The 22,706-nt window shown below is 52.2% G+C and carries 19 protein-coding genes; 6 read left to right on the top strand and 13 right to left on the bottom strand.

Annotated features, from left to right (window positions below):
- Window positions 1-69: 69 nt before the first annotated feature.
- From ACSSVF_RS03405 to ACSSVF_RS03395, 3 genes are read right to left on the bottom strand one after another with little or no spacing between them, the layout of a single operon-like run.
- Window positions 70-3,261, bottom strand: coding sequence for an efflux RND transporter permease subunit (locus ACSSVF_RS03405; RefSeq protein WP_492405504.1), 3,192 nt, complete (start codon window positions 3,259-3,261; stop codon window positions 70-72).
- The gene (locus ACSSVF_RS03400) at window positions 3,261-4,334 is read right to left on the bottom strand and encodes an efflux RND transporter periplasmic adaptor subunit (protein ID WP_492405502.1); all 1,074 of its coding nucleotides are present in this window, start codon (window positions 4,332-4,334) and stop codon (window positions 3,261-3,263) included. The genes ACSSVF_RS03405 and ACSSVF_RS03400 overlap by 1 nt, the downstream gene beginning before the upstream one ends.
- Window positions 4,327-4,965 (bottom strand): TetR/AcrR family transcriptional regulator, encoded by a 639-nt coding sequence (locus ACSSVF_RS03395; protein ID WP_492405500.1) that lies wholly within the window; start codon window positions 4,963-4,965, stop codon window positions 4,327-4,329. The genes ACSSVF_RS03400 and ACSSVF_RS03395 overlap by 8 nt, the downstream gene beginning before the upstream one ends.
- A gap of 258 nt (window positions 4,966-5,223) precedes the next feature.
- On the opposite strand from ACSSVF_RS03395, the gene ACSSVF_RS03390 reads away from it, so the two are divergent.
- The 3 genes from ACSSVF_RS03390 (at window position 5,224) to ACSSVF_RS03380 (ending at window position 7,023) form a co-directional block, all read left to right on the top strand.
- A complete protein-coding gene (locus tag ACSSVF_RS03390; protein WP_492405498.1) occupies window positions 5,224-5,628 on the top strand; it encodes a DoxX family protein in 405 nt (134 codons plus the stop codon).
- Window positions 5,629-5,822: 194 nt separating this feature from the next.
- The gene (locus ACSSVF_RS03385; protein ID WP_492405496.1) at window positions 5,823-6,212 is read left to right on the top strand and encodes a DoxX family protein; all 390 of its coding nucleotides are present in this window, start codon (window positions 5,823-5,825) and stop codon (window positions 6,210-6,212) included.
- 40 nt (window positions 6,213-6,252) lie between these two features.
- On the top strand, window positions 6,253-7,023 hold the full coding sequence (locus tag ACSSVF_RS03380; RefSeq protein WP_492405495.1) for a DODA-type extradiol aromatic ring-opening family dioxygenase: 771 nt from the start codon (window positions 6,253-6,255) through the stop codon (window positions 7,021-7,023).
- Between the two features lie 39 nt (window positions 7,024-7,062).
- Here the strand turns inward: ACSSVF_RS03380 and ACSSVF_RS03375 are convergent, their stop codons facing one another.
- Window positions 7,063-8,418, bottom strand: a complete 1,356-nt coding sequence (locus ACSSVF_RS03375) for a sigma-54-dependent transcriptional regulator (RefSeq protein ID WP_492405493.1) — start codon at window positions 8,416-8,418, stop codon at window positions 7,063-7,065.
- 29 nt (window positions 8,419-8,447) lie between these two features.
- On the bottom strand, window positions 8,448-10,106 hold the full coding sequence (locus ACSSVF_RS03370; RefSeq protein ID WP_492405491.1) for a sensor histidine kinase: 1,659 nt from the start codon (window positions 10,104-10,106) through the stop codon (window positions 8,448-8,450).
- 208 nt (window positions 10,107-10,314) lie between these two features.
- Here ACSSVF_RS03370 and ACSSVF_RS03365 point away from each other — a divergent pair, with 208 nt between their 5' ends.
- Window positions 10,315-11,337, top strand: a complete 1,023-nt coding sequence (locus ACSSVF_RS03365) for a hypothetical protein (protein ID WP_492405489.1) — start codon at window positions 10,315-10,317, stop codon at window positions 11,335-11,337.
- A gap of 35 nt (window positions 11,338-11,372) precedes the next feature.
- Window positions 11,373-11,828 (top strand): hypothetical protein, encoded by a 456-nt coding sequence (locus ACSSVF_RS03360; RefSeq protein ID WP_492405488.1) that lies wholly within the window; start codon window positions 11,373-11,375, stop codon window positions 11,826-11,828.
- On the opposite strand, the gene ACSSVF_RS03355 is transcribed toward ACSSVF_RS03360, so the two are convergent.
- The 7 genes from ACSSVF_RS03355 to ACSSVF_RS03325 all read right to left on the bottom strand — a co-directional run bounded on the left by ACSSVF_RS03355 (window position 11,802) and on the right by ACSSVF_RS03325 (window position 20,885).
- A complete protein-coding gene (locus ACSSVF_RS03355) occupies window positions 11,802-13,568 on the bottom strand; it encodes a phosphoethanolamine transferase (RefSeq protein WP_492405486.1) in 1,767 nt (588 codons plus the stop codon). The genes ACSSVF_RS03360 and ACSSVF_RS03355 overlap by 27 nt on opposite strands.
- Window positions 13,565-14,290 carry a phosphatase PAP2 family protein gene (locus ACSSVF_RS03350; RefSeq protein ID WP_492405485.1) on the bottom strand — a complete coding sequence of 242 codons (726 nt, stop codon included), beginning with the start codon at window positions 14,288-14,290 and terminating at the stop codon, window positions 13,565-13,567. Before ACSSVF_RS03350 ends, ACSSVF_RS03355 begins: the two co-directional genes overlap by 4 nt.
- Window positions 14,260-15,966, bottom strand: a complete 1,707-nt coding sequence (gene cptA, locus ACSSVF_RS03345) for a phosphoethanolamine transferase CptA (protein WP_492405483.1) — start codon at window positions 15,964-15,966, stop codon at window positions 14,260-14,262. The genes ACSSVF_RS03350 and cptA overlap by 31 nt, the downstream gene beginning before the upstream one ends.
- Window positions 15,967-16,280: 314 nt before the next feature.
- Complete coding sequence (creD, locus tag ACSSVF_RS03340) at window positions 16,281-17,612, bottom strand: cell envelope integrity protein CreD (RefSeq protein WP_492405481.1); 1,332 nt, start codon at window positions 17,610-17,612, stop codon at window positions 16,281-16,283.
- Between the two features lie 97 nt (window positions 17,613-17,709).
- A complete protein-coding gene (creC, locus tag ACSSVF_RS03335; protein ID WP_492405480.1) occupies window positions 17,710-19,149 on the bottom strand; it encodes a two-component system sensor histidine kinase CreC in 1,440 nt (479 codons plus the stop codon).
- 8 nt (window positions 19,150-19,157) lie between these two features.
- Entirely contained in the window at window positions 19,158-19,841 is a 684-nt protein-coding gene (creB, locus tag ACSSVF_RS03330; RefSeq protein WP_492405479.1) for a two-component system response regulator CreB, read from the bottom strand.
- A gap of 114 nt (window positions 19,842-19,955) precedes the next feature.
- Window positions 19,956-20,885, bottom strand: a complete 930-nt coding sequence (locus tag ACSSVF_RS03325) for a quinoprotein relay system zinc metallohydrolase 2 (RefSeq protein ID WP_492405477.1) — start codon at window positions 20,883-20,885, stop codon at window positions 19,956-19,958.
- Between the two features lie 91 nt (window positions 20,886-20,976).
- On the opposite strand from ACSSVF_RS03325, the gene ACSSVF_RS03320 reads away from it, so the two are divergent.
- Complete coding sequence (locus ACSSVF_RS03320; protein WP_492405475.1) at window positions 20,977-21,570, top strand: cytochrome b; 594 nt, start codon at window positions 20,977-20,979, stop codon at window positions 21,568-21,570.
- Between the two features lie 58 nt (window positions 21,571-21,628).
- Here the strand turns inward: ACSSVF_RS03320 and hemE are convergent, their stop codons facing one another.
- Complete coding sequence (gene hemE / locus ACSSVF_RS03315; protein ID WP_492405473.1) at window positions 21,629-22,693, bottom strand: uroporphyrinogen decarboxylase; 1,065 nt, start codon at window positions 22,691-22,693, stop codon at window positions 21,629-21,631.
- Window positions 22,694-22,706: the final 13 nt, after the last annotated feature.

The following is a 22,706-nucleotide window of genomic DNA, read 5'->3' as shown; positions in this document are numbered from 1 at the left end:
GGCAATCGCCATTGCATGCTGCCCTGCATTTAATGCCTGTTTCTCTCACTATTATAGTTTATTGCGCCCTCATTTCGCGGCTCTGGCGGTGAATCCGGCCCAGAATGTATACAGTGCGGGGACAAATAATATTGTCAGCACCGTCGCTACTGCCAGGCCACCCATGATCGCCACTGCCATAGGCCCGAAAAACACGCTGCGTGTCAGCGGGATCATGGCCAGAATCGCTGCCGCCGCAGTGAGTACTATGGGCCGGAAGCGTCGCACGGTGGATTGCACCACTGCCTGTTGCAGCGTAGCGCCTTCGGCAATATCCTGGTTGATCTGGTCCACCAGGATGACCGAGTTACGCATGATCATGCCCGACAATGCAATACTGCCCAGCATGGCAACAAAGCCGAATGGCATGTTGAATATCAACAGGGCGAAAGTAATGCCTATCATTCCCAGCGGCGCGGTGAGTACGACTAACAGCACATTGCTGATACTCCGCAGTTGCAGCATTAATAAGGTAAACACGGCTGCTAAAAACAGCGGCACCCCTTTGACCACCGATTGTGCGCCTTTGGCGGATTCTTCAATCGCACCGCCAGTATCCACTGTCACGCCAGCCGGGAGTGTTTGTAATACCGGCTGGATGGCTTGCTGGATTTGTCCCGAAATCACAGGCGCCTGCATATTGCCGTTCAAATGTGCCCTGACAGTGATCGAGGGTATCCGGTTGCGGCGCCAGATCACGCCTTCTTCAAAGCCATAATGGATATTGGCGATTTGCGCTAATGGCACGCGTTCACCGCGCTGGCTTAATACTGTCAATTGCGCCAGCTGGGATAATTTTGCATGCTCGTCATCGGTGCTGCGCATGACCAAGTCTATGCGTTCGTTGCCTTCGCGGAACTCGCTGATCACTTGCTCGTAATACTGGGTATTCAGCAGTTGTGCGATATCGGCAGAGCTGACGCCTAGCAAACGCGCTTTATGCTGGTCTATGTCCACCCGCATGACTTTGCTTGGTTCTTCCCAGCTCAGTTGCACATTGCGCAGGTGCGGATTGGCGCGCATGGCATCGGCAATGTGGTTTGATACCTTCCGGATGGCCTGCAGATCCTGGCCGTTGATTCTGAACTGGACCGGGAATCCCACTGGCGGGCCATTTTCCAGGCGCAGGATGGACGCACGCAACTGCGGGAAATCGTGTTCAAACAGCGTGAGTAAATCATTGCGCAACGCTTCGCGTTGTTGCAGGTCGCTACACAGGATCACCAGTTGCGCAAATGCGCGATGCGGCAGTTGCACGTCCAGCGGCAGGTAGTAGCGCGGCGCACCGGAGCCTACATAAGACACCACATTCTGTAATGGCGCATGGCTTTGTTGCCATTGTTGCAGCCAGCGCTCGAGTTGTTTGACCGCATCATCCGTGGCCTGGTCGCTGGCATTTTCAGCCAGTCGTAAATCGACCACGATTTCCAGGCGCGTGGAATCAGGGAAAAACTGTTGTTGTACTTTGCTGAAGCTGAGCATGGACACCGCAAACAGCAGAATGGTGGCGATGATCACACTGCCCTTATGCAGCACACACCAGCTGACGACACTGTGCAGGCGCTGGTAAAAACGCGTTTCGTAAAGCGCGGTGTGGTGAGTGCTTGCTGCGCTTATAGGCTTTGCTTTCCAACCTAAAGATTGCTTGATTCTGGAGAGTCTGCTCGGGGAATCGTTACTATGCTGCGCCGCACCAGGTAACAGGTGGTAGCCCAGGAACGGCACCACAATCACGGCTGCCACCCAGGACAAGGTCAGGGCAATCGCTGACACCTGGAAAATAGAACGCGTGTATTCGCCAGTCGAAGAAACCGCAGTGGCAATCGGCAAAAAGCCGGCCACAGTCACCAGGGTGCCGGTCAGCATGGGCATGGCGGTAGAGGTGAATGCAAATGAGGCCGCCTGCATGCGCTCCCAGCCTTGTTCCATTTTCGCTGCCATCATTTCGACCGCAATAATCGCGTCATCCACCAACAGGCCCAATGCCAGAATCAATGCGCCCAGGGATATTTTGTGCAGGCCGATATTGAACCAGTCCATCAGCAGGAATGTACCTGCCAGCACGATGGGAATGGCCACGGCGACGACAATGCCGGTGCGCCAGCCCAGCGACAGCAGGCTGACTGCCAGCACAATCAGCAGCGCTTCAGTCAGTGAATGGACAAAGTCTTGCACTGAATGCTGAACGATCTCTGGTTGTGAGGTGACCAGTTGCAACTGCACACCCACCGGTAATTGTTTTTGTACGCTGGTGATATTTTGCTGCAAAGCTTTACCCAGCGCGATGACATCACCGCCCTGTTGCATGCTGACGCCAATCAATAACGCGGCTTTGCCGTTAAAGTGGATACGTTGTGCAGGCGGGTTTGCATAGCCGCGCTTAATCGTCGCAATCTCACCCAAGGTCAGGTTCTGGTTGCCAGTGCGGATAGGGAGGTTGCGCAGGTCTTCCTGGGTTTGCAAGCGACCACTTACACTCATACGAATGCGCTCAGGGCCGGCGTCAAAAGTGCCTGCGCCGGTCACGGCATTTTGCTGTTGCAGTATTTGCGCCAGTTGCGCGGGGCTGATGCCCAGGGAAGTGAGTTTCTGGTTAGACAGCTCAATAATGATTTTTTGCGGCTGTTCGCCAAACAGGTCGACTTTTTCGATATCCGGCAATTTGAGCAGGCGGGCACGCACCCATTCCGCCTGACGTTTCAGTTGTTGTGGCGTCAGGCCATCGGCTGTCATGGCGTACATGGTGCCGTAGACATCGCTGAACTCATCGTTAAAAGTCAGGCTTTGCAAGTCGCCGGGGAAGGTATGGCGGATATCACCGATCTTTTTACGTATCTGGTACCACAACTCGGGAATCTTCTCCGAGAAAATGTCATCGCGGATCACTACGAATACGACCGATTCGCCGGGGCGCGAATAGCTGTTCATGTAATCGATAGACGGAATTTCCTGTAGCTTTTTCTCAATCTTGTCGGTGACCTGCTGTTCGACTTCTTGCGCGGAAGCCCCAGGCCAACTGCTGCGGATCAGCATGACTTTGAATGTGAAAGGCGGGTCTTCGGATTGGCCGAGGTGGGTATAGGCCAGCATGCCGCCCAGCAATGTCAGAATAATAAAATACAGTACCAGCGCCTGGTTTTTGAGTGCCCAGGTGGAAAGGTTGAAACGATGGTGTAGCTGCTCATCCGGCATACTCGGTGTGGGCATATGCGGCTCTGGCATCAGTGGAGTACCTCCGGCGCCGGCGTCACTGCTCGCACCTGCATGCCTTCAGTCAGGGTGTGCACGCCTATGGCGGCGATGGTTTCCTGTGCTTGCAGGCCAGAAGTGACTTCTATGCCCGCTTCGCTGAGGGCGCCAGTGGTGACTGGCCGTTTGTGTGCCTGATTGTTTTTAGCGATCACCCATACCGCAGGCTGGCCGCCATGTTGTGTGACAGCGGTGACGGGGACGATGATTTTTTGTGTCACGTTTGCCGGGCTGAAAGCCACCTGTGCCGTCATACCTAGTTTGATGCGCGGGTCAGGCTGTAGTAACTGGATACGCAAATCAAATGCATGTGTCTGGCTGTTAGCGGCTGGCGAGATTTCGCGGATGCGTCCGGAGTGGGTTTGTGCCGCGTCGCTTAGTGTCACCTGTGCCTGGTCTCCGACCTGTAAACGGGCGATCGCGGTTTCGGGCACTGAGATCTGTATTTCCAATGTTTGCAGATCGTAGATTTGCGCCACGGTTTGTCCGGCGGCCACTACTTGCCCAGGCTCGGCCTGGATCATGCCAATCACGCCGGCACGGTCAGCGAGCAGTTGCGTATAGGCGGTTTGGTGCTGGCTGACGGCGGCTTGCGATTGCGCCTGCGTCACGCGCGCCTGGGCTGTTTTGACCTGGGTGTCGTAACTGTCCAGAGCAGATTTTGAAATGAATTGTTGCCGGTAAAGTTGCTGGCGGCGCTCCAGTTCAGATTGCGCCAGAGCCAGGTTGGCTTGTGCGGCTTGCACATCGGCGCTGGCCGCTTGTGCGTTTAGCCTAGAGTCATTCGGGTCCAGCCGCGCAATCAGCTGGCCTTTTTTTACCTGATCGCCGACATTGGCAGCGCGCTCAGTGATTTTGCCTGCAATGCGAAAGCCGATGCTTGATTCATAGCGGGAGCGCACTTCACCGGTATAGCTGCTGCTCACTTGGTCGGCTGCGCCGACTGTCATCACCCAGACCGGGCGTGGCGCTGCGGTTTCCTGACTTTCCTTGTGGCAGGCACCAAGCAGCACCGTGCTAGTCAAAATGATAATGAGTTTATTCATGCTGCGCCTCTTTCAGGAGTCCATGCATACACATCTGCACCATGGAATCGATGCGGGTTTCCAGCGGACGCCAATTGATCCAGGCATCTTCCGCCATGTTGATCTGCAATGAGCACAGCCCATGCATGGCGGCCCACACTGTTTGGGCAATCAAGGTCGCATCGGTAAATGCCGGTTTGAAAATACCGGCTTCATAAGCGCTGCTGACCACGCCTATCAGTTGTGCATAGGCATCCTGCTCGGGATTATTTTGCTCTATGCTGGAGAGGGTCGGGTCACAGGGCGGATGCTGGGTCATAAACATCATGCGGTAGTGGTTGGGGTTGGTCAGCGCAAACTGCACGTAGTGCTGCGCGAATTGCAGAAAGCGTTGTAAGGGGTCGGCAATTGTTAGTGTGGATTGCAGCGCGTGTGCCAGTTTCAGTACATCGGTGTCTACCACCTCGCGCAGTAATTGTTCCTTGTCGCTAAAGTAAAGGTAAAGGCTGGTGGCGGAATAACCGATTTTGGTGGCAATGGCGCGCATGGTCACCGCTTCTACCCCCTGATGAATAAACAGTTCACGCGCTGCATCGATGATCACGGTGCGCAGGACCTGTTTTTCAGCTTCGGTTTTTACTTTTGGCGGCATGGAAAAGTGCGGTTTTTAAACATTAACATCGTTAACTTAACACCGTTAATTTATAAAGTCAACGCCAGTAGGGATATGTGCTGGTATTTCGCGCCAGAATGGTGCAGAGTAACAAATGTGATACACCGGTAGTCAGGCAGGGCTGAGTTGCTGAGTGGTGATCAGTGCCCCAACCGTCCGGCATGCATCATACCGATGTCCGTAGCGTCCATAGAGATGCGCGGACGCCGAGTCCAATCATGATTAGGAGCGATGAATATGAATGTGCGGCAACGTTGGGTCAGTTTAGTGGGGCGGGTATTGTTATCTTTGATTTTTATCATCAGCGGGGTCGTTAAATTACTTGATCCCGCAGGCACCATCGCTTATATCGAAAGCGCACATCTACCGCTGCCACAGGTGGCATATGTGGTGGCCTTGTTTGTCGAGCTGGGTTTGGGTGTTGCTTTGCTGGTGGGATTTCACGCGCAACTGGCTGCTGCCGGGATTGCCATCTTTACCTTCATCACGGCATTGATGTTTCACAGCAATATGGCTGATCCGGTGCAGGTCGTGATGTTTCTGAAAAACACGACGATTATTGGTGGCTTGCTGGTGGTGATCGCGTTTGGCCCTGGCGGCTACAGTGTGGATGGCGGCAGGCGCTTAAGCGCGCTCGAGTGAAGGTCACTGCCCGGATCAGGTTCGGGCAGTGAGTCAGGTGTTCAATGAATGGCAGTGTGAAGCTAGTTAACGTCAGGCAGTTATCACGATATGATTAGGGATTCCCAAATGCGAATTCAGGCATACAATACGCATTGCCAGCTACAATCAAAGTGGCCGGTCATCCCAATAAAATTAAACTGGAGGAGTACAACATGACTCAATTTCAAGCCGTTGTCAGCGTGATTGGCCGCATTTTGTTATCGCAGATTTTTATTATCAGCGGTGTGGGTAAAGCCGCTAATCCTGAGGGAACCATCGGTTATATCCAGAGCTTAGGGGCGCCATTGCCAGAAGTCGCTTACGCGATTGCCCTGATTGTAGAGCTGGGCCTGGGTATCGCGTTGCTGGTGGGTTTTAAGGCACGCTGGGCTGCTGCAGGGATTGCACTGTTTACCTTTGCTACGGCATTCCTGTTCCACTTCAACCTCGCTGACCAGATTCAGCAGATCATGTTCCTGAAAAACCTCACCATTGCCGGTGGTTTGCTGATTGTGGTGGCGTTTGGTGCAGGCGCTTATAGCCTGGATAATCGACGCCGTTAAACACTGCCCTTAGTTGTAGATATTTGCCGGAAGTCATTGAATGACCACCTTGTTTGTCTCGCATGGGGCGCCTACGTTGATACTGGAGTCGGGTGAAACCGGCCAGATGCTGGCACATCTGGCTGCTTCATTGCCGAGGCCGGATGCGATTCTGGTGGTTTCCGCGCACTGGGATACCCGCGTGGCTACGGTTAGCCTGGCGGCACATCCGGCCACCATTCATGATTTCTCCGGCTTCCCGCCGGCACTTTACGAGATTCAATATCCGGCACCGGGCGCACCAGCGCTAGCCAATCAAGTCGTTGCCTTGTTGCAAGCAAGCGGAATCGCAGTGCATACCCATACCGAGCGTGGCTTAGACCATGGTGCCTGGGTGCCACTTGCGCTGATGTATCCCGAGGCCGATATTCCGGTCACGCAATTATCGATACAAAGCCGCAGTACCCCGGCGGAACAGTTTGCTTTAGGCCAGGCGTTACAGTCCCTGCATGCGCAGAATGTCCTGATACTGGCTTCTGGCGCGGTTACCCATAATCTGTCAGATTTTTTCAGCGCCAACCGGGATGCTACACCACTGGCATATGTGGCAAGTTTTGCCGATTGGGTGGCTGGTCAGCTAGGTGCACAACAGGCAGAGACATTGTTGAATTACCGGCATGAAAGTGACCATGGCATACAGGCGCACCCAAGTGAGGATCACCTGATGCCGCTGTTTGTCGCGGCAGGTAGTGGGCAGGGAGTGCCCAAAAGATTCACGCCGGAAACCACTTACGGCATTCTGGCGATGGATGCCTATGTTTGGCAAAGCTAGTTAAAAAACGCCATGCAACAGCAAGCAACAATAATCACTTTAACGTAATTCATATTGATTCAGTTTGTTCCAGAGTGAACGCTCACTGATCTCCAGCAACTTAGCTGCCTTGGTTTTATTTCCCTGGCACGTATCCAGCGCCTGCATGATCAACCTGCGTTCCATGGCTTCTGTCGTACGCGGAATCGAAAGCATATTTGTCTCTGCAGTGGCAGTTATTTCGGCAGGCACCTGCGCCGGGTGCTGGCCGATATCGGCTGGTAGATGCTGCGGTTGTATGGTCTGGTTACCTGCCAGAATCGCTGCTCGTTCCAGAATGTTTTCCAGCTCGCGCACATTGCCTGGCCAGTCATAATGCTGCAGGCATAAGCGCGCCTCTTCGCTTAATTGACATTGCCGTTTACCGAGAAAAAACTCAGCCAGAAGGGCGATGTCGTCATGACGTTCGCGCAATGGCGCAATCTGTAATTGCAGCACGTTCAAACGGTAATACAAATCCTCACGCAGTTTGCCTTCTTTAACCGCTTGTATCGGGTCTCTATTGGTGGCGGCCACTACCCGCACGTCCAGTGCGATCTGACGGTTACCACCCAGCTTTTCCACTACATTTTCCTGCAAGACCCGCAGTAATTTTGACTGCAACTGGATAGGCATTTCGGTGATCTCATCCAGGAACAGCGTGCCGCCATTCGCCAGTTCGAATTTACCGATACGCTCTTTCACTGCGCCAGTAAACGCGCCTTTCTCATGGCCGAATAATTCGGATTCCAGGATATCCGCCGGGATAGCCGCACAGTTGATGGCGACAAATAGTGCCGCATGGCGGGGAGAGGCTTCATGCAAGGCTTTCGCCACCAGTTCTTTGCCGGTGCCGGTTTCACCCACAATAAATACCGTGGCCCGCTCCGGCGCGACTTGCTGAATCATCTGTTTCAGGGATTGCATGGCCGGACTGTTGCCGATCAGCCCGGTAATATCCGGCTGCTGGTTTTGCTTGAGGAAAGTGTTTTCCTGGTGAATGCGTTTGACGGTCAGTGCTTTTTCAATGGCGATTTCCAGTGTTTCCAGCTCAAACGGACGCAGAATATAATCACTGGCGCCCAGTTTCATGGCCTCCACCGCGGTTTTGATTTCACCTTGTGCCGTGACCATGATCAAGGGCAAATGTTCATGTTCGTTACGCAAAACCTCCAGCAGCTGCAGGCCATTCATGCCCGGCATATGCAGGTCACTGACCACCAGGTCTATTTGTTGCTGGCGGATAATCTCCAGTGCTTCACGGCCATTGCCCGCTGATAACGCGCGATAACCGGCCTGACGCAGGCTGATTTCCAGCAGGCGCCGCATATTCGGTTCATCATCAACGGCCAGTATAGTGAGTGGTGGGGTGGACATTGGGTATCTGGAATCTGCTGAATGCATGGTTAAGGGTTTAACGGCAGTGCCAGGTTAAATTGGGCACCTTGCCATGGGCTGGTGCTATAGGTAATTGTACCACCGTGTGCTTCCACGATTTGTTTGACCACCGCCAGCCCCAGGCCTACACCCCCAGCCCGCTGGGTAAAAAAGGCTTCAAATAAATGGGCTTGCTGTGGGGGCGGCACGCCAGGGCCATTATCTGCCACTGAGATATGCGCGAACTGGGAGTCATGCGAAAGCGAGACGGCGACCTGGCCGTGTTCGGGCAATATCTGGATGGCATTGATGACCAGGTTCACCATGACTTGTGTCATCTGATCCTGGTCTACCGGAATGATCAGCGGCGCTGGAGCATGTAAGGACAACTGGATATGTTTATCGAGCGCCTGTTTTTGCAGCATATCGCATACGTGTTGCAGATGCGATTGCAGCTCCAGAGGCGTCTTGCTGGGCAAGCGTGGCCGCGCCGAATCAATTAAGGTTGTCACTAGCTTATTCAGGCGTTCGGTCTCGGAAATAATAAACCCCAATACTTCACGGCCGTCGTCACTGAGTGTCGGTTCGCGTTTCAGTACATCGGCAGAAGAGCGCATGATGCCTAAGGGCGTGCGTACTTCGTGGCTCATGGCCGCGGCCATTTCACCCACTACTGCCAGTTTGGCTGCCCGCGTCAGTTGCTGTTCTGATTCGGCCAGATCTGCCGCCATCTTGGTAAATGTCTGGTGCAGCGCTTGTACTTCGACCGGGCCGCTGAGGGGTGGGGTCACCACATCCGGCTGCCGCAGTTTTTTCACAAAGCGTAGTAAATCATCCAGTGGTTGGGTAATCTGCCTGGCAATGGGCCTGACCAGGATAAGGGAGAAAAGCAGGATCACAATCAGTAGGATCAGGAAAATAAGCCCCAGCCTGTGCACAGGGGCGACTGCTACATCATGCTCTTTATTGAGTTTTACTTCCCAGCCATAGATGGGCAGGGTGCTTTGCATAGGGATATGGGTATGCAGGTTGTAGCGCGGCTGCGACCAGTTTCTGGATTGCGCCAGCAGGCGTTCATGCTCGTCAACCAGTGCCAGTTCTGTTGCATGTTGAGCGGCATGGTTGAGTAAATCCTGGATCACTGACCAGTTAAATGTTGCGATCAGGTGGCCCATGGGTTGCAAGGTGAAATCAGAGTTGATTGGCGTGGAAATCATCAATTGATCATTTTGCAGATGGTAGATGGTAATCGGCTGGTCATCCTCTTTGAACGAAAACCAGACCGGTGGGCTGCTTAGCCGCTGGTTGATGTGGCGCGGATCGCTGGATGCAACAATGGTGGATTGTAGGTCGGCAACATCAATTGAAATATATTGTGCGGCGTAACTTAAGCGCGTCTCTTCAAGAAATACCGACAACCGTTTATCGATATCGCCAATCTGCATATCCTGCATGATGGCCAGCTGGCTCCAGCTGCGTACGTTCTGTACACGCTCAAACAATACACGGTCTATGTGTTCGCCGACTGCCTTACCTGTGGTTTGCAGGTCATGTTTGATCTCGGTGCGTAAGGCTGTGCGTGCCTGGTAAAAGCTGAGCACACTCACCAGCAGTGCGGGCAGTAATCCGGCCAGCAAGAATGCGATCAGCAGCATTTTCCGGATGGTTAAAGGGGCGTGTTTTGGCATGGAGTATGAGAAAATAGAGGCTCAATCATAGGGAAGCATTGATTCAATAAAGCTTGGTCGCCTTACGGTGTGACGCATAAAAATTTTCTACTTAATATATTCAACATATACTACGTCGAAATCTTTATTCGCGCCTAGGCGGGCTAAGACATTGTTATTGAATCATCGCTTTCCCCAGGCGTTGCGTTAGCTTAATCGGAAAATGTTTATGTCCACTATTTTACTGCGTTGCGCGGTCAGTGTAATCAGCCTGTGCATGATGTGCAAGCCACTGCTGGCCGAGGAGGAGTCATCCTTCTGGGATGGTTTCCGCGTCGGAGGATATACCAGCGTGGATTTGCATGTGCCACGCACGGAACCTACCCGGTTGAACTGGAACGAGTTAAGCATGATCGTGACCTGGGATAAGAACTCACGTATCAAGTTTTTCGGCGAGCTCGACCTGGAAAATGTCGCGACTTATACCCATAAGCAAGGGCTCGATTTTCGCGATGCCTATATCAATCCCGAGCGTTTGTATTTTGATGTGAACCTGAATCAAAGCGCTAACTTGCGCATAGGGCGTTTTTTGACGCCATTAGGCCGCTGGAACCAATTGCATGCCTCTCCGCTGGTGTGGACGGCCAGTAGGCCGCTGGCGACCACTGAACTATTCCCGAGTTTCACCAGCGGCTTGCAGCTGTTTGGTAACCTGCCATTTCAAGAACGTTCGCTGGACTACCAATTGTATATGGCGACCATGAATGCGCAACCTGAAAGCCGTGGCGAGACACAATACAAGGACATGCAGGGTGCCCGTATTGCCATTAATAATATTTTTAATTTCACCGATGAAAACGCCGGCCTGAATACGATAGGCCTCAATGTTTCCAGGTTCCGTGACGAGAAACCGAACGGACCAAAATACCAGTTAGTGGGGGTAGATTTTCTATTGGAATTTGGTCGCTGGGAGTTCAGCGGTGAAGCTTATACCCGTAAATCGGAGCAAGGAAAAATCGGCGGCAAAGGCTCCTATCTCCAAAGTGCCTTCCTGATCAAGGATGACTGGTACTGGATCACCAGGTTCGAAAGCCTGCATCAGCGGGCTGACCAGGATGCAGACCGCTGGGTGATCGGGTTAACCAAGAGGCTCAAACCGAATCAGTTGCTGAAGTTTGAGGTGGTGGGCGGCAGCGGCGAATATGAAGATGTTCCGCGTGGCTTTACCACTTCATTTGCGATGATGTATTGATGCATTTGCACTACCGCATATATTGCTTGTTACTCATGGCGCTATTGCCCGTAGTCGCCATGGCTGATGACGCTGTGATTGCCGTCATTGTATCGGCGCAACCAGCGTATAGCGTGCCGGTGTCAACCAATGACCTGGCACCAGTTTACTGGCGCAAAAAGTTATACGACAACCACGGCAAACCCTTACACCCGGCTAATTTATCCAGTGACCACCCGTTACGCCTGCGCTTTTCGCAGCAGGTATTACATAGTAGCCCCAGGTCGCAGGTGGGGTACTGGAACGAGCTTTACTTCCACGGCACGCAACCGCCCTATACCGTGGAGTCGCAAGAGGCAATGATCCGCTATGTGGCTTATACCGAAAGCGCAATTGGCTATATCGATGCCTGCAAACTCGATGACCGCGTGCGCGCCATTTTGTGGGTTGCGGGCAATAAAGTCCTCAGCGACCCGCCGCCCAGTCTACGTTGCAGCGCTGCTACGCCTTAACGCTGCGTTGCGGATGGCTTTCGCTGTGTCTGGTGGTGTTTCCTGACGGACCACCGTTGGCATCACCTGCGGCGCTGCCGGCAATGCAGGTAAAGGCGGCAGTTTAAGTTCTGCACGTACCTCAGGATTAGCAATCAGCCAGTTGTAATGTGAGTGGCAAGTATCTGATTTCAACTCATAAGCTGTCAGCAGGGTGCAGAACAGGTCATCATGGCTCAGAGGATAATCCCGGTAGGGCTGCACCTGGTTGATGGCGTAATCAAATTGTTTACCTAGCCATAAGATGGCTGGTACATGGGTTTGCTCTTTGGGTGCAATCATATAAGGCGCTGCGTGCAGATACAGGCCGTGCTCACCCAGCGACTCGCCGTGGTCAGCCACATACAGCATTGCCGTTTCATGGCTGTTGTCGTATTTCTTCAGTAATTGAATGACCTCACTCAAAAAGTAATCGGTATATAAAATAGCGTTGTCATAGGCGTTATCAATCTCCTGCTGGCTGCATTGGGATAAATCACTGCTGCGGCACACCGGCGTGAATTTCTCAAAAGCTTTTGGGTAGCGGCGGTAATATTCTGGGCCATGATTGCCCATCTGGTGTAATACGATCATGATGTCCTGGCCGTGATGCGCCTGGATATACTGTTCCAGGCCCTGCAACATGCCGACATCCCGGCACTCTGTATCACACACCTTGTTCATGGCCGGTGACTGAAAATCCTCATACGCCATGCGTGTGGCTACTCCTTTCGAATCGGAGTTGTTGTCGCGCCATAACACGCTGATACCGTGTTCTTTCAATACATCGAGCGCATTTTCCATATGCTTGGCTTTTTTAGCGGAATACTGCTGTCTGCCGAGAACAGAGAACATGCAAGGCACCGATACGCCAGTGGATGTGCCGCATGAAGAGACTTGTTTAAAGCTCACCACGTTCTCTTGTTGCAAGCGTGGGTTAGTCAGTTTATGGTAGCCGTTCAGCGAAAAACGATCATAGCGCGCGGTTTCACCCACCACCATGATCACCAATTCATGTTTGGGGCTGGCGCCTATTTTTTGAGTGTCTGTTGCTACCTGTTCAAGTGCCTGGCTCTCGGGAATGCTCAGTTGCTGGTTAGCCCATTTGATCAGCGAATAATGCATAAACCCCGGGTTTAAATACATGCGCGCCAGTTTATGCTCGCGAATAAAACTGGCATAGCCGGCAGAGTAAGGCCAGACGCAGGTGACCATCAGCACCAGTACCAAGCCTAGGTGCAAGGCACGGATGCGCAAACTGTCGCGGCCAAACCAGCTGGTGGGGGCTTTAAACAGCAGCCATAACGCCGGAAACACGCCGAGCACCGTAACAAAGGCAATCATTTGCCATGACAGCAGGCCAAAAGCTTCTTTGCGGTCGGTCTGGAACAGATTATCCAGCATCACCGTATCGATGATGATGCCGAATTCCTGCATATAAAACCCGGCGAACGCACTGCTGAAAAGCACCAGTGCCAATAGCCAGCGCGCACTGCGCCCATGGCTGATCAGCAATAGCCATAAGGCCGTGACTAGCGTAAAAAACAATAGCAGGCTCAGTAGCAAACCGCTTTGCCCGCCCAGCAGAGGGTAGAGCTGAGTCAGGTGAGACACCAGTGCATAGTTATCAAAAAACATCAGCCACAGTGTCACGCCCCAGATCAATAAAATCTGCGGTGTGAATAGCTGGCGAAATACTGCCGGGAAGGAAAGTTTTTTCATGCGTAACTGTCTTTTAAATGAGTGTGATTGGCGTAGCCACTGCGCGAGAATGACAAAACGCACAACAGCAAAGCGCACATCAGCCATGCCGATGTCAAGGTGTGGGAAAGGAAATGCGCGCCGCGCATTTGCTGGCACCAGCCGAGCACCAGGCCGATTGCCAGCCCGGCAACGGCCATTGCCAGAGCTTTACGTGGCGCATGCGGCAACCAGCACAGGCACAAGGCGGAGAGCCATAACCCGCTGCTGGCATGCCCGGCCGGAAAACAGTGTCCGGCCATGTTCAGGGTATGTGCAGAAAATGCGGGAAACCACGGTAAGCTGCCGCCGTAGCGGGTGACATCCCACGGGCAGGCATGTGGCATCTGGTGCTTGAGCCACGACACTAGACCGCTATGGGTGACAGCCAGCAGCGTCACCCAGCGCAAACGGTATTGATGTGTAGGCAACAGCCAGGTAGGGCGCAATTGTTGCGGTAGCCATGCTAAAACCAGTAGCACCAGCCATACAACGGTGAGCAGCTGCCTGGCATAGTCATGCATCACTGTGTCGAAGAAAAACACGTGTTGATAAGTGAATTGTCCGCGGCTGGCATCAAACATGCGGTCCGCCAGCGTCAAGTCCAGGGCCGTGTAATTGGCCAGGACGAAAATGCCCAAGGCACTCGCGCCTAGCAAACCCCACAACCAGCCTAGTTGCGTGTTGGCAAACCAGCGTTCCATGTCGCGACCTCATTCTCAGGAAAGTTGATGGTGCCAGGCAAGGTTTGCAATTTGCCTAAGTAGGGGTCACCGACCAGGATGCTGTCAGGCATGAACTTCGCATTCACAATGCTTTCATCCGGGCGGAAGCCATCAAACGACAGTCCCACCAGGTCGGCCAGGGTATAGATCAAATCGGCATTGTCATACTGCGCATGCGTATCCACATTGGCGAGCAGTGTTTTGGCGTTAAACCAGTTCTCGGAGTGCCAGATCATCAGCGGGATGCTGTACATCGGTAATGTAGGCGCGGCTTCATTACGACCCTGAAAATCGTGTGGTGCCGTGTCATACACATCCTCACCATGGTCAGAGAAATACATCAGCAAACTATGTTGCTGTTTGGCTTTCAGCGTGGAAATCAGCTGTGCCATGATCCAGTCGTTGTAGCGGATGGCATTGTCATAACTGTTGATCAATGCGGTTTTTTCTTCATCCAGCCCGGCGGTGGGTAAGCCTTGTGCCGTCTTAAACACATTAAAATTTTCCGGGTAGCGATAGCTGTACTTCATATGCGTGCCCAGCAGGTGCACGATGATCAGCTTTTTCGGGTGCGGGTCTTTCAGGCTTTCGGCAAACGGTGCCAATACTTTTTCATCAAAGCTGTAGGCATTCTGGCGACGCTCATTATTGAGGAAGTATTGTTTATCCGCCTGCTTGGCAAAGGTGGTCAGCATGGTGTTGCGGCCGGTCAACGTTTGCTGGTTGGTGATCCAGGTCGTGTGATACCCCGCCTGTTTCATCATCGCCACCAGCGATGGTTTGGTTTTGTAATCATCCGGGTGTTGCTGGTCGGCAAAAGTCAGCACCTGTTGCAGGCTTTCAATGGTATTCGGCCGTGGCGAATACACATTTTCAAACACCGTCAGCTCATGCTTGATTTTGCTTAGCTCGGGATTGGTATCGCGACCATAGCCATACAAGCCCATGTGCAGGCGCGAAGTCGATTCACCAATCACCAGCACCACAGTGGTCGGGCCAGGTTTGGCCTGTTCCGTGAAATGCGCCAGCGGTGGAATGCTGTTCATGGTCAGCAAGGTCCGGTTCACCTCCTCCAGTTGCTGCTGGTAGTTCAGGTAACCCAGCGCCAGTTGGTAAGGCGGCACGCCGCTAAAGTGTTTGTTAAAGCTTTTATAGGCGTAGCCCCATTCATTTTGCAGGGCCGGTTTTATGGGCGATGAAAACGCTATCAACACGGTGATCAGGGTATAAACTGCTGCCCGCGATTTTGAGAGCAGGGCGGGTTTCAATGTGCGCCAGTACACTGCGGGAATCAGGATAAATGCCAGCAACACCAGCAAAATCCACCAGGCGAAATAGTTATGCAGGTACTCCTGGGATTCGCTTTTATTTGATTCAAACAGAATCATCATCAGGCTTTGGGTCAGCTCCTGGCGATACACCAGGAAATAAGCGAGGCCGGGCAAGGCAGAGGCACCGATAAATGCCGCGATACCCGCACTCCATGCGCGTAACCGTTGTGGTTGCCACCAGAGTGGGATCAACCACAAGGTGGAAACAATCACTGCGTCTTTAAATCCTTCGAGGGATGAAGCGCCAAATAACCAAAGCAGGAATTGCGTTAATCCGCCCAGTAGCAAAAACAGACCATAGGCGCGTAAAAATGGATGCTTCACAAAGACTTCCCTTATTATTTTGAATCAATATGGATATCTCTTTGCAAGCGGTATGCCATGTGGCTAAGTAATGTTAAATTATTCTTAACGCCATGATTTAATAGAAGTTTTTAATTGTTTTATTGATTGGTGAAATTTGGTGTGTGGAAAATGCTGCAAAGATTGCAGAAAAACGGATTGGCGAATGACATCAAACCCTGCAAAAGATGCAGGGTTTGATGTGGGGTGAAACCTGTTTAACTATTCTTTTGTTTCCAAGCGCAAATCAGCCTGAATACACTGAGTGCACATGTGCGCTTGCTCCGTACATAGTGCTATTGATGCTGGCTCAGCGCATACCAGTCAACTTTACGCGTCACCACCATAGTGAAAGCCAGCAAACTGAATATCAGTATCGAACCCATGAGTAGCGCATTGTCTTCCGAGATGAGAATGCCATATAAAGTGGCATATAACAGCCCAAGCTTGAGTGAGAATACGATGCCGAAGCGCACGTTTTTCATGATGTTTGCGAGGTAATAACCAATGAGGCTGACGCAGCCCACACTGGCAATGCAATAGGCATAGGCAAAGCCGATATGCTCGGCAAGTGAAATCAGTAAAAGATAAAAAACCGCCATCGCCAGCCCGACCAGGGTGTATTGCGCCGGATGGATGCGTAACTGCTTCATGACTTCAAAAATAAAGAAACCAGCAAAAGTAAGCCCGATAAACAACAGGCCATATTTGGTGGCACGGTCTGATAAGCTGTAGATATTGATGGGTTCGACAAAACCGACACTGATGGCAGCTAAGCCTGGCATGTCAGATTTCTGAGCCAGTGTATTGAGCAGGGTCGCCTGCACACTGCTGGAGAGAGAGGAAACTTCCCATGTTGCCCGGAAGCCATGCTGGTCGATTTTCTGGCTGGCAGCATCTGGTAAGAAATTGCCAGCAAAATGCGGGTGCTGCCAGCTGGAATGTAACTGGACTGTGTTTTTATCAGCCACAGGGATCACCTGGAAGTGCTGCATGCCACGGATATGCAGGTTCAATGTAAAAGCAACTGTGTGCTGGTCAGGTCTTAAACTGCCAAGGTCAGCATGAATGCCGGGCAACGATAAAGGCAACTGGCTGCCTTGTTTCAAGGCGATTTTTTGGCCGTCCCAATTTAACACCGGTTGTCCATCAATGCCGCGGGTGTCACTGAGGCCTATCGCTAACAAAGGTCTACCCATGGTGAGTCTGCCATTTTTATGCTGTGGCTCCAGTTTGATCTGATCAAGACTGAACGAACCGGAAACATCACCATTGAAGCGATACATCAAGGCTTTGAAAATACCTCTTTGTTTCACGTTGTGGGTGAACCCGCCGGCAATATCCAGTGTGCTTGGCAGCAAATAAAGACGTTTCTCATCTTTATATTCAATAAGGGTTTGTGATTCGCCTGTGCCTCGCGTTTCTGTGTAATGTTCTGCGTAAGGGATGATCAGGATAGGGCCAGTCAGTGTTTGTGCGGCAGTGGAAGATTGCGCGATATCGCTTTCTACTGATACTTGCCTGGCCTGGCGTTCGATAATCAAATCATTGACGTAGCCAATCGCGAACGACATGAGCAGTATCAGCCCTAGTATCCCCAGCGATTTGTATAACAGTGGTTTTTGCATAGCAAACTCCTTGATGAAAGAGTTTGCAGCTTAAAAGGCGTGCGTGAAGTGATGTTGTGGTGAATGTGAAGCGAGTGTGAAGTGGCTGTATCCGGTATTAGCCAGGCCACAGCAGGCTGGCAATCACGCCGCCGTTTTCTACATTGGCAATAGCGAATTTTCCGCGGTGCAATGCCATGATCTGGAGGACGAAGTTAAGGCCAAGCCCAGTGCTTTTTTGTCCGGCATTAGGGGTGTTGGCAGGCCTGGGCAGGGAATAGAATTTATCACTGACCCTATTGAGCGCATAATCGGGAATGCCACTTCCCTCATCCTGGATCTGTAAACAGACGCCTTCGGCAGTATGGGTTAACCGAATCCATATGTTGCTGTTGTCCGGGCTAAAATCCAGGGCATTTTCCAGCAGATTGCTGATTGCCTGCCCGCATAAAAAAGCATCGCCATGGATGGACAGTGTAGTGTCAAGGCTGGTGATCAGTGCGATGCCACGTTGATCGGCACGGTCTTTGACGAGCTGTATCTGTTGCGTCACTAAGGTTGCAAGCGCGATGTTTACCGGAAGCGCCAGCATTTGTTGTTGTTCAAGCGCAGCCAGCCCCAATATGTTTTTCACCATCTGTTGCAGCCGGTGGCTTTGCGTTTTGATGCTATTGAGAAAGTGAGTGCGGTCTTGCACCGGCATCTCTGGCTCTATCAATTCAACGGCTGCCTGTATCGCTGTGATCGGGCTTTTCAGCTCATGTGTCAACTGCTGGATGGCGTGCTGCAGATGCTGGTGCCCATCAAGCTCGTCGCGCATGGTTTTCATCGCTTTTGCCAGTTCCGCCAGCTCATCATTGCTGGAATCCGGCGCGACTGCTTTTTTGCCTTGTGCCACGGCCATGGCATAGTCTCGCAAGCGGTGAATGGCGCGGGTAAAGCGCCAGGTAAACGCAACGCCCAGGCCCAGGGATAATATAAACAATAAGGCGCCCCAACCCATGATTTTCTGTTGCGCGCGCCGGATAAATGGCTGCATGGTGCTGTTGGGTTTCGCCACGGTCAGCACGCCTATGGTTTGGCCCATATCCAAAATAGGTGCAGCCACATACATGATGGTATCGCCATCGGGGTTGGCAGGGTTGGTGGGCGTGGAACGGGCGCCATACTGGCCTTTGAGCGTCAGGTAAACATCGTTCCAGTGGGAGTAATCCTGGCCGATGGCCAGTGCCTGGGAATCAAACACGACGATGCCCTGGCGGTCTGTGATGTAAACACGATAATCTGCTGTGGATTTTGGAATGCCCCAGATGCTGGCGATGCCTGATTTAGCCTGGTAGTTCTGCAAGCTTTCTGCAAATTGGCCATGCTGGATATTGCCTTGCTTTAAGTCATACTTTGCCAGTTCAGCAAGCACATTGGCGGTATCCACCAATGTATCTTCCATCGCTTGCCGCACACCGGGCTTGACCTCATCGACGAATACCACCAGGACAAACCATGCTGCCAGGCCTACCAGCAAAAAATAACCAAGAAAAATCTTCAGGCTGATTTTCATGGGGGCGATTATGGCAGCAGGCTATAGCCCATGCCCCTGTGCGTCACTATCATCTCCTGAGGGACTAAAGCATGGGTAAGCGATAGCTCGCGTAGCTTGTTACGCAGGGTTTTAATATGGGTATCCACCGTACGCTCCATGGTTTCTTCAGCGGATTGCCAGACAGTATCCATGAGCGCAGTGCGAGAAAATACACGGTGAGGTTGCTGTATCAGTGTTTTGAGTAGCAGGAACTCATAACGTGTCAGTTGCAGCATATGCTGGTGATAATAAATCCGGCTAGCGATCTCATCTAATTGGAATCCTGCCACCAGGTGTGAGTTTTCTGGATGTAAGCGGCGGTGTATGGCTTTGATTCTTGCAATGATCTCGCGGGGGCTGAATGGTTTGGGCACATAGTCATCTGCACCGATCTCCAGCCCGAGTATGCGGTCTATCTCATGATCACGCGCAGTCAGGAAAATCACCGGCGTCGCGCAAAAACGGCGTAGCTGCTTGCACACCTCAAACCCCGTCATATCCGGCAAGCCTATGTCGAGGATGATCATGTCAAAGGATTGCTGTTTCACAAGATCCAGCGCCTGCTGGCCTAATGTGACATGAGTGGCTAGCATTTGCTCAGACTGGCAGGCGTAAATGAGTGTCTCAGCGATTGAGGGTTCATCCTCAACGATCAGGATATGTAATGGCATGCTGTTATTCTAGAGCAGAATGCTCAGGCAGAACCAGTGCTTAGCTTCAGGCGCCCAGTCTTTGTCATCAGGGGCCATACACTGATTCACATGACATGCGCATGGCGCGCTTGCTTACTCCCACTCCAGTTGCGGGTAAATCACATTCACATTGCGGCGGTTGGCGATCTCAAACAGCAGCCATTTTTTTCGTTCTGACTCGGCGGCAGTGTCCATGGTCTGCTCCATGCTGATGCCTTTTTTTATGCTGGTGCGTATGTCGGCCAGCAGCAGGTTCAGGTAACGCAACTCATCACCTATGATGATTTTCTGGTCTGCGCTTTCTTGTCCGTGGCCAGGAACGATCAGGGCATATTGGCTCTGGTTGAGTTTCTCCAGCACCGAGATCAGCCCTTTGATATCGCCTTCTATCACCGGTGTGCGCTGCGCAAAAACCAGGTCGCCGGTGAATAGGGTATTGGTTTTGCTATCCAGCACGGTCAGGTCGGTATGCGTGTGTGCTACGGTTTGTGATTGCAATTGCAATACGCGGTCACCTAAATCCAGTGATAACTGCTGGTGCACCGCAGTGTCTGGCGGGATAGTGGTACTGGCTTTGCCGGCATCACCTAGCAGGCTGGCATTGAGTTTCTCGTATTGCTCTTTGCGCAGCAACATGGTGTTCGCCAGTTTTTCATGGCCGACAAAGTGCACAGGCTCGCCCTGGAAAGCGGCATTGCCGTAGGTGTGATCAGGATGCACATGGGTATTGATCACATATTTCACCGGCAGCTTGCTGATGGTGCGGATAGCTTGCAGTAATTGCTCTCCGGTATGTTTACTGCCGCCGCTGTCGATCACGGCAATCGCGTCGCGGCCGATCACCACGCCCAGGTTGCAAATATCACCCTGGTAACCATCGTCAATATCCTGGTGCTGGCCGTGGTGCACATACACGCCCTCGGCAACTTTCTTCAACTCAAAGCTGTCTGCCCACACATGACTACAAAACGTTACAAACCCGAATGTAACACCGACACACAGTCGCGTGATTTTTGATAACATGCTGACTCACCCATGAATGTTTCATACATCATAATCAATATATTCATGAGTACAAAGTGACAGTTGTCACCGGGGATTTCAAGGAGAAGACATGAGTTCTACGCAACGATATACCAAAGTTGCCGTTATTTTGCATTGGCTGATTGCATTGGCGATTGCCGGAATGTTTGCATTGGGGTGGTATATGGGCGGGTTGCCGAAAGACGGCCCCAAACAAACCGAGTTTGATTTATTTGGCTGGGGCATTTATAGCTGGCATATGGACGAGCCGGGCAGTGCACGTACCCTGTATTTCAATTTGCACAAATCACTAGGCTTCACCTTGTTGTGGCTGGTGCTGTTCCGTGTGTTCTGGCGCGTTAGCCATACGCCGCCTGCCATGCTGAGCAACTCCACCTTTGAACGTAAACTGGCGACTGCCGCCCATCATTTCCTGTATGTGCTGATGGTGGCGATGCCGCTGACTGGCGTATTAATGACGCTGTATAGCAAATATGGCTTGAAGTGGTTTGGGCTGGAGGTGTTCGGTGGCCTAGACAATTCGGAGTTGCGCGATATCTTCAAAGATTCGCACGAGTTGTTTGCAACTATTTTGCTTGTTGTCATTGTCTTGCATATCGTCGGTGCGCTCAAGCATTACTTTATTGATAAGGATAAAACCTTGTCGCGCATGACGCTCAAGTAAGCGTTGCATAATAAAAAAATCCCGCCTGATTAAGAGCGGGATTTTTTTATGCAGCCTGTTACTGGTGATATTGCGGGCTGAGTTTGCGTACCGTTTCCAGCATACAGGCCGCATGTTCTGGCGGCGTCCACTGCGTGATGCCGTGGCCCAGGTTGAATACATGGCCGTGACCATGGCCGTAGCTTGCCAGAATGCTGGCGACTTCTTTTTCGATCGCCGCTGGTGAACTCAGTAAAATTGCCGGGTCCATATTGCCTTGCAATGCGACTTTATCACCTACACGCTTGCGGGCATTGCCTACGTCCATGCTCCAGTCCAGGCCAAGTGCATCTGCACCAATCGCGGCCTGCGCTTCCAGCCATAACCCCCCGCCTTTGGTAAAGACGATACAAGGCACCTGGCGGCCTTCAGCGGTTTTCGTCAGGCCTGCGACGATTTTCTGCATATAGTTGAGTGAGAACTCGGTATAAGCATTGTGTGACAACGCGCCACCCCAGGAATCAAAAATCATCACTGCCTGCGCACCTGCAGCAATCTGTGCATTCAGGTACTGGATCACCGTCTGCGCGGTGATTTCCAGGATGTGGTGTAGCAGCTCTGGCCTGGCATAGCCCATTTTCTTGGTATTCAGGAAATCCGTACCGCCTTTGCCTTCCACCATATAGGTCGCCAGTGTCCACGGGCTGCCGGAAAAGCCGATCAGGGGGACACGGCCATTGAGCGCTTTGCGGATGCTGCTGACAGCGTCAAACACATATTGTAGCTTGGACATATCCGGAATTTCCAGTTTGAGGATATCGGCTTCGTCCTGCAAAGTGCGCTCAAATTTCGGGCCTTCACCTTCTTCAAAATACAGACCCAAACCCATGGCATCCGGCACGGTCAGGATGTCACTGAACAGAATCGCTGCATCTAGTTGCGGATAGCGATCCAGCGGCTGTAAAGTCACTTCAGTGGCAAATGAGGGGCTCTGGCATAGCTGCATAAAGCTGCCTGCCGTTTTACGGCTTTCTCTATACTCAGGCAGATAACGCCCGGCCTGACGCATCATCCATACCGGTGTGTAGTCGGTAGGCTGGCGCAGTAATGCACGTAAGAAGGTATCGTTTTGCAGTTGGCTCATGGGTGGCAGGGTC

The organism is Methylophilus sp. E2MeOHC9, from assembly GCF_058744375.1.
This window is presented reverse-complemented; position numbering and strand designations above follow the sequence as displayed.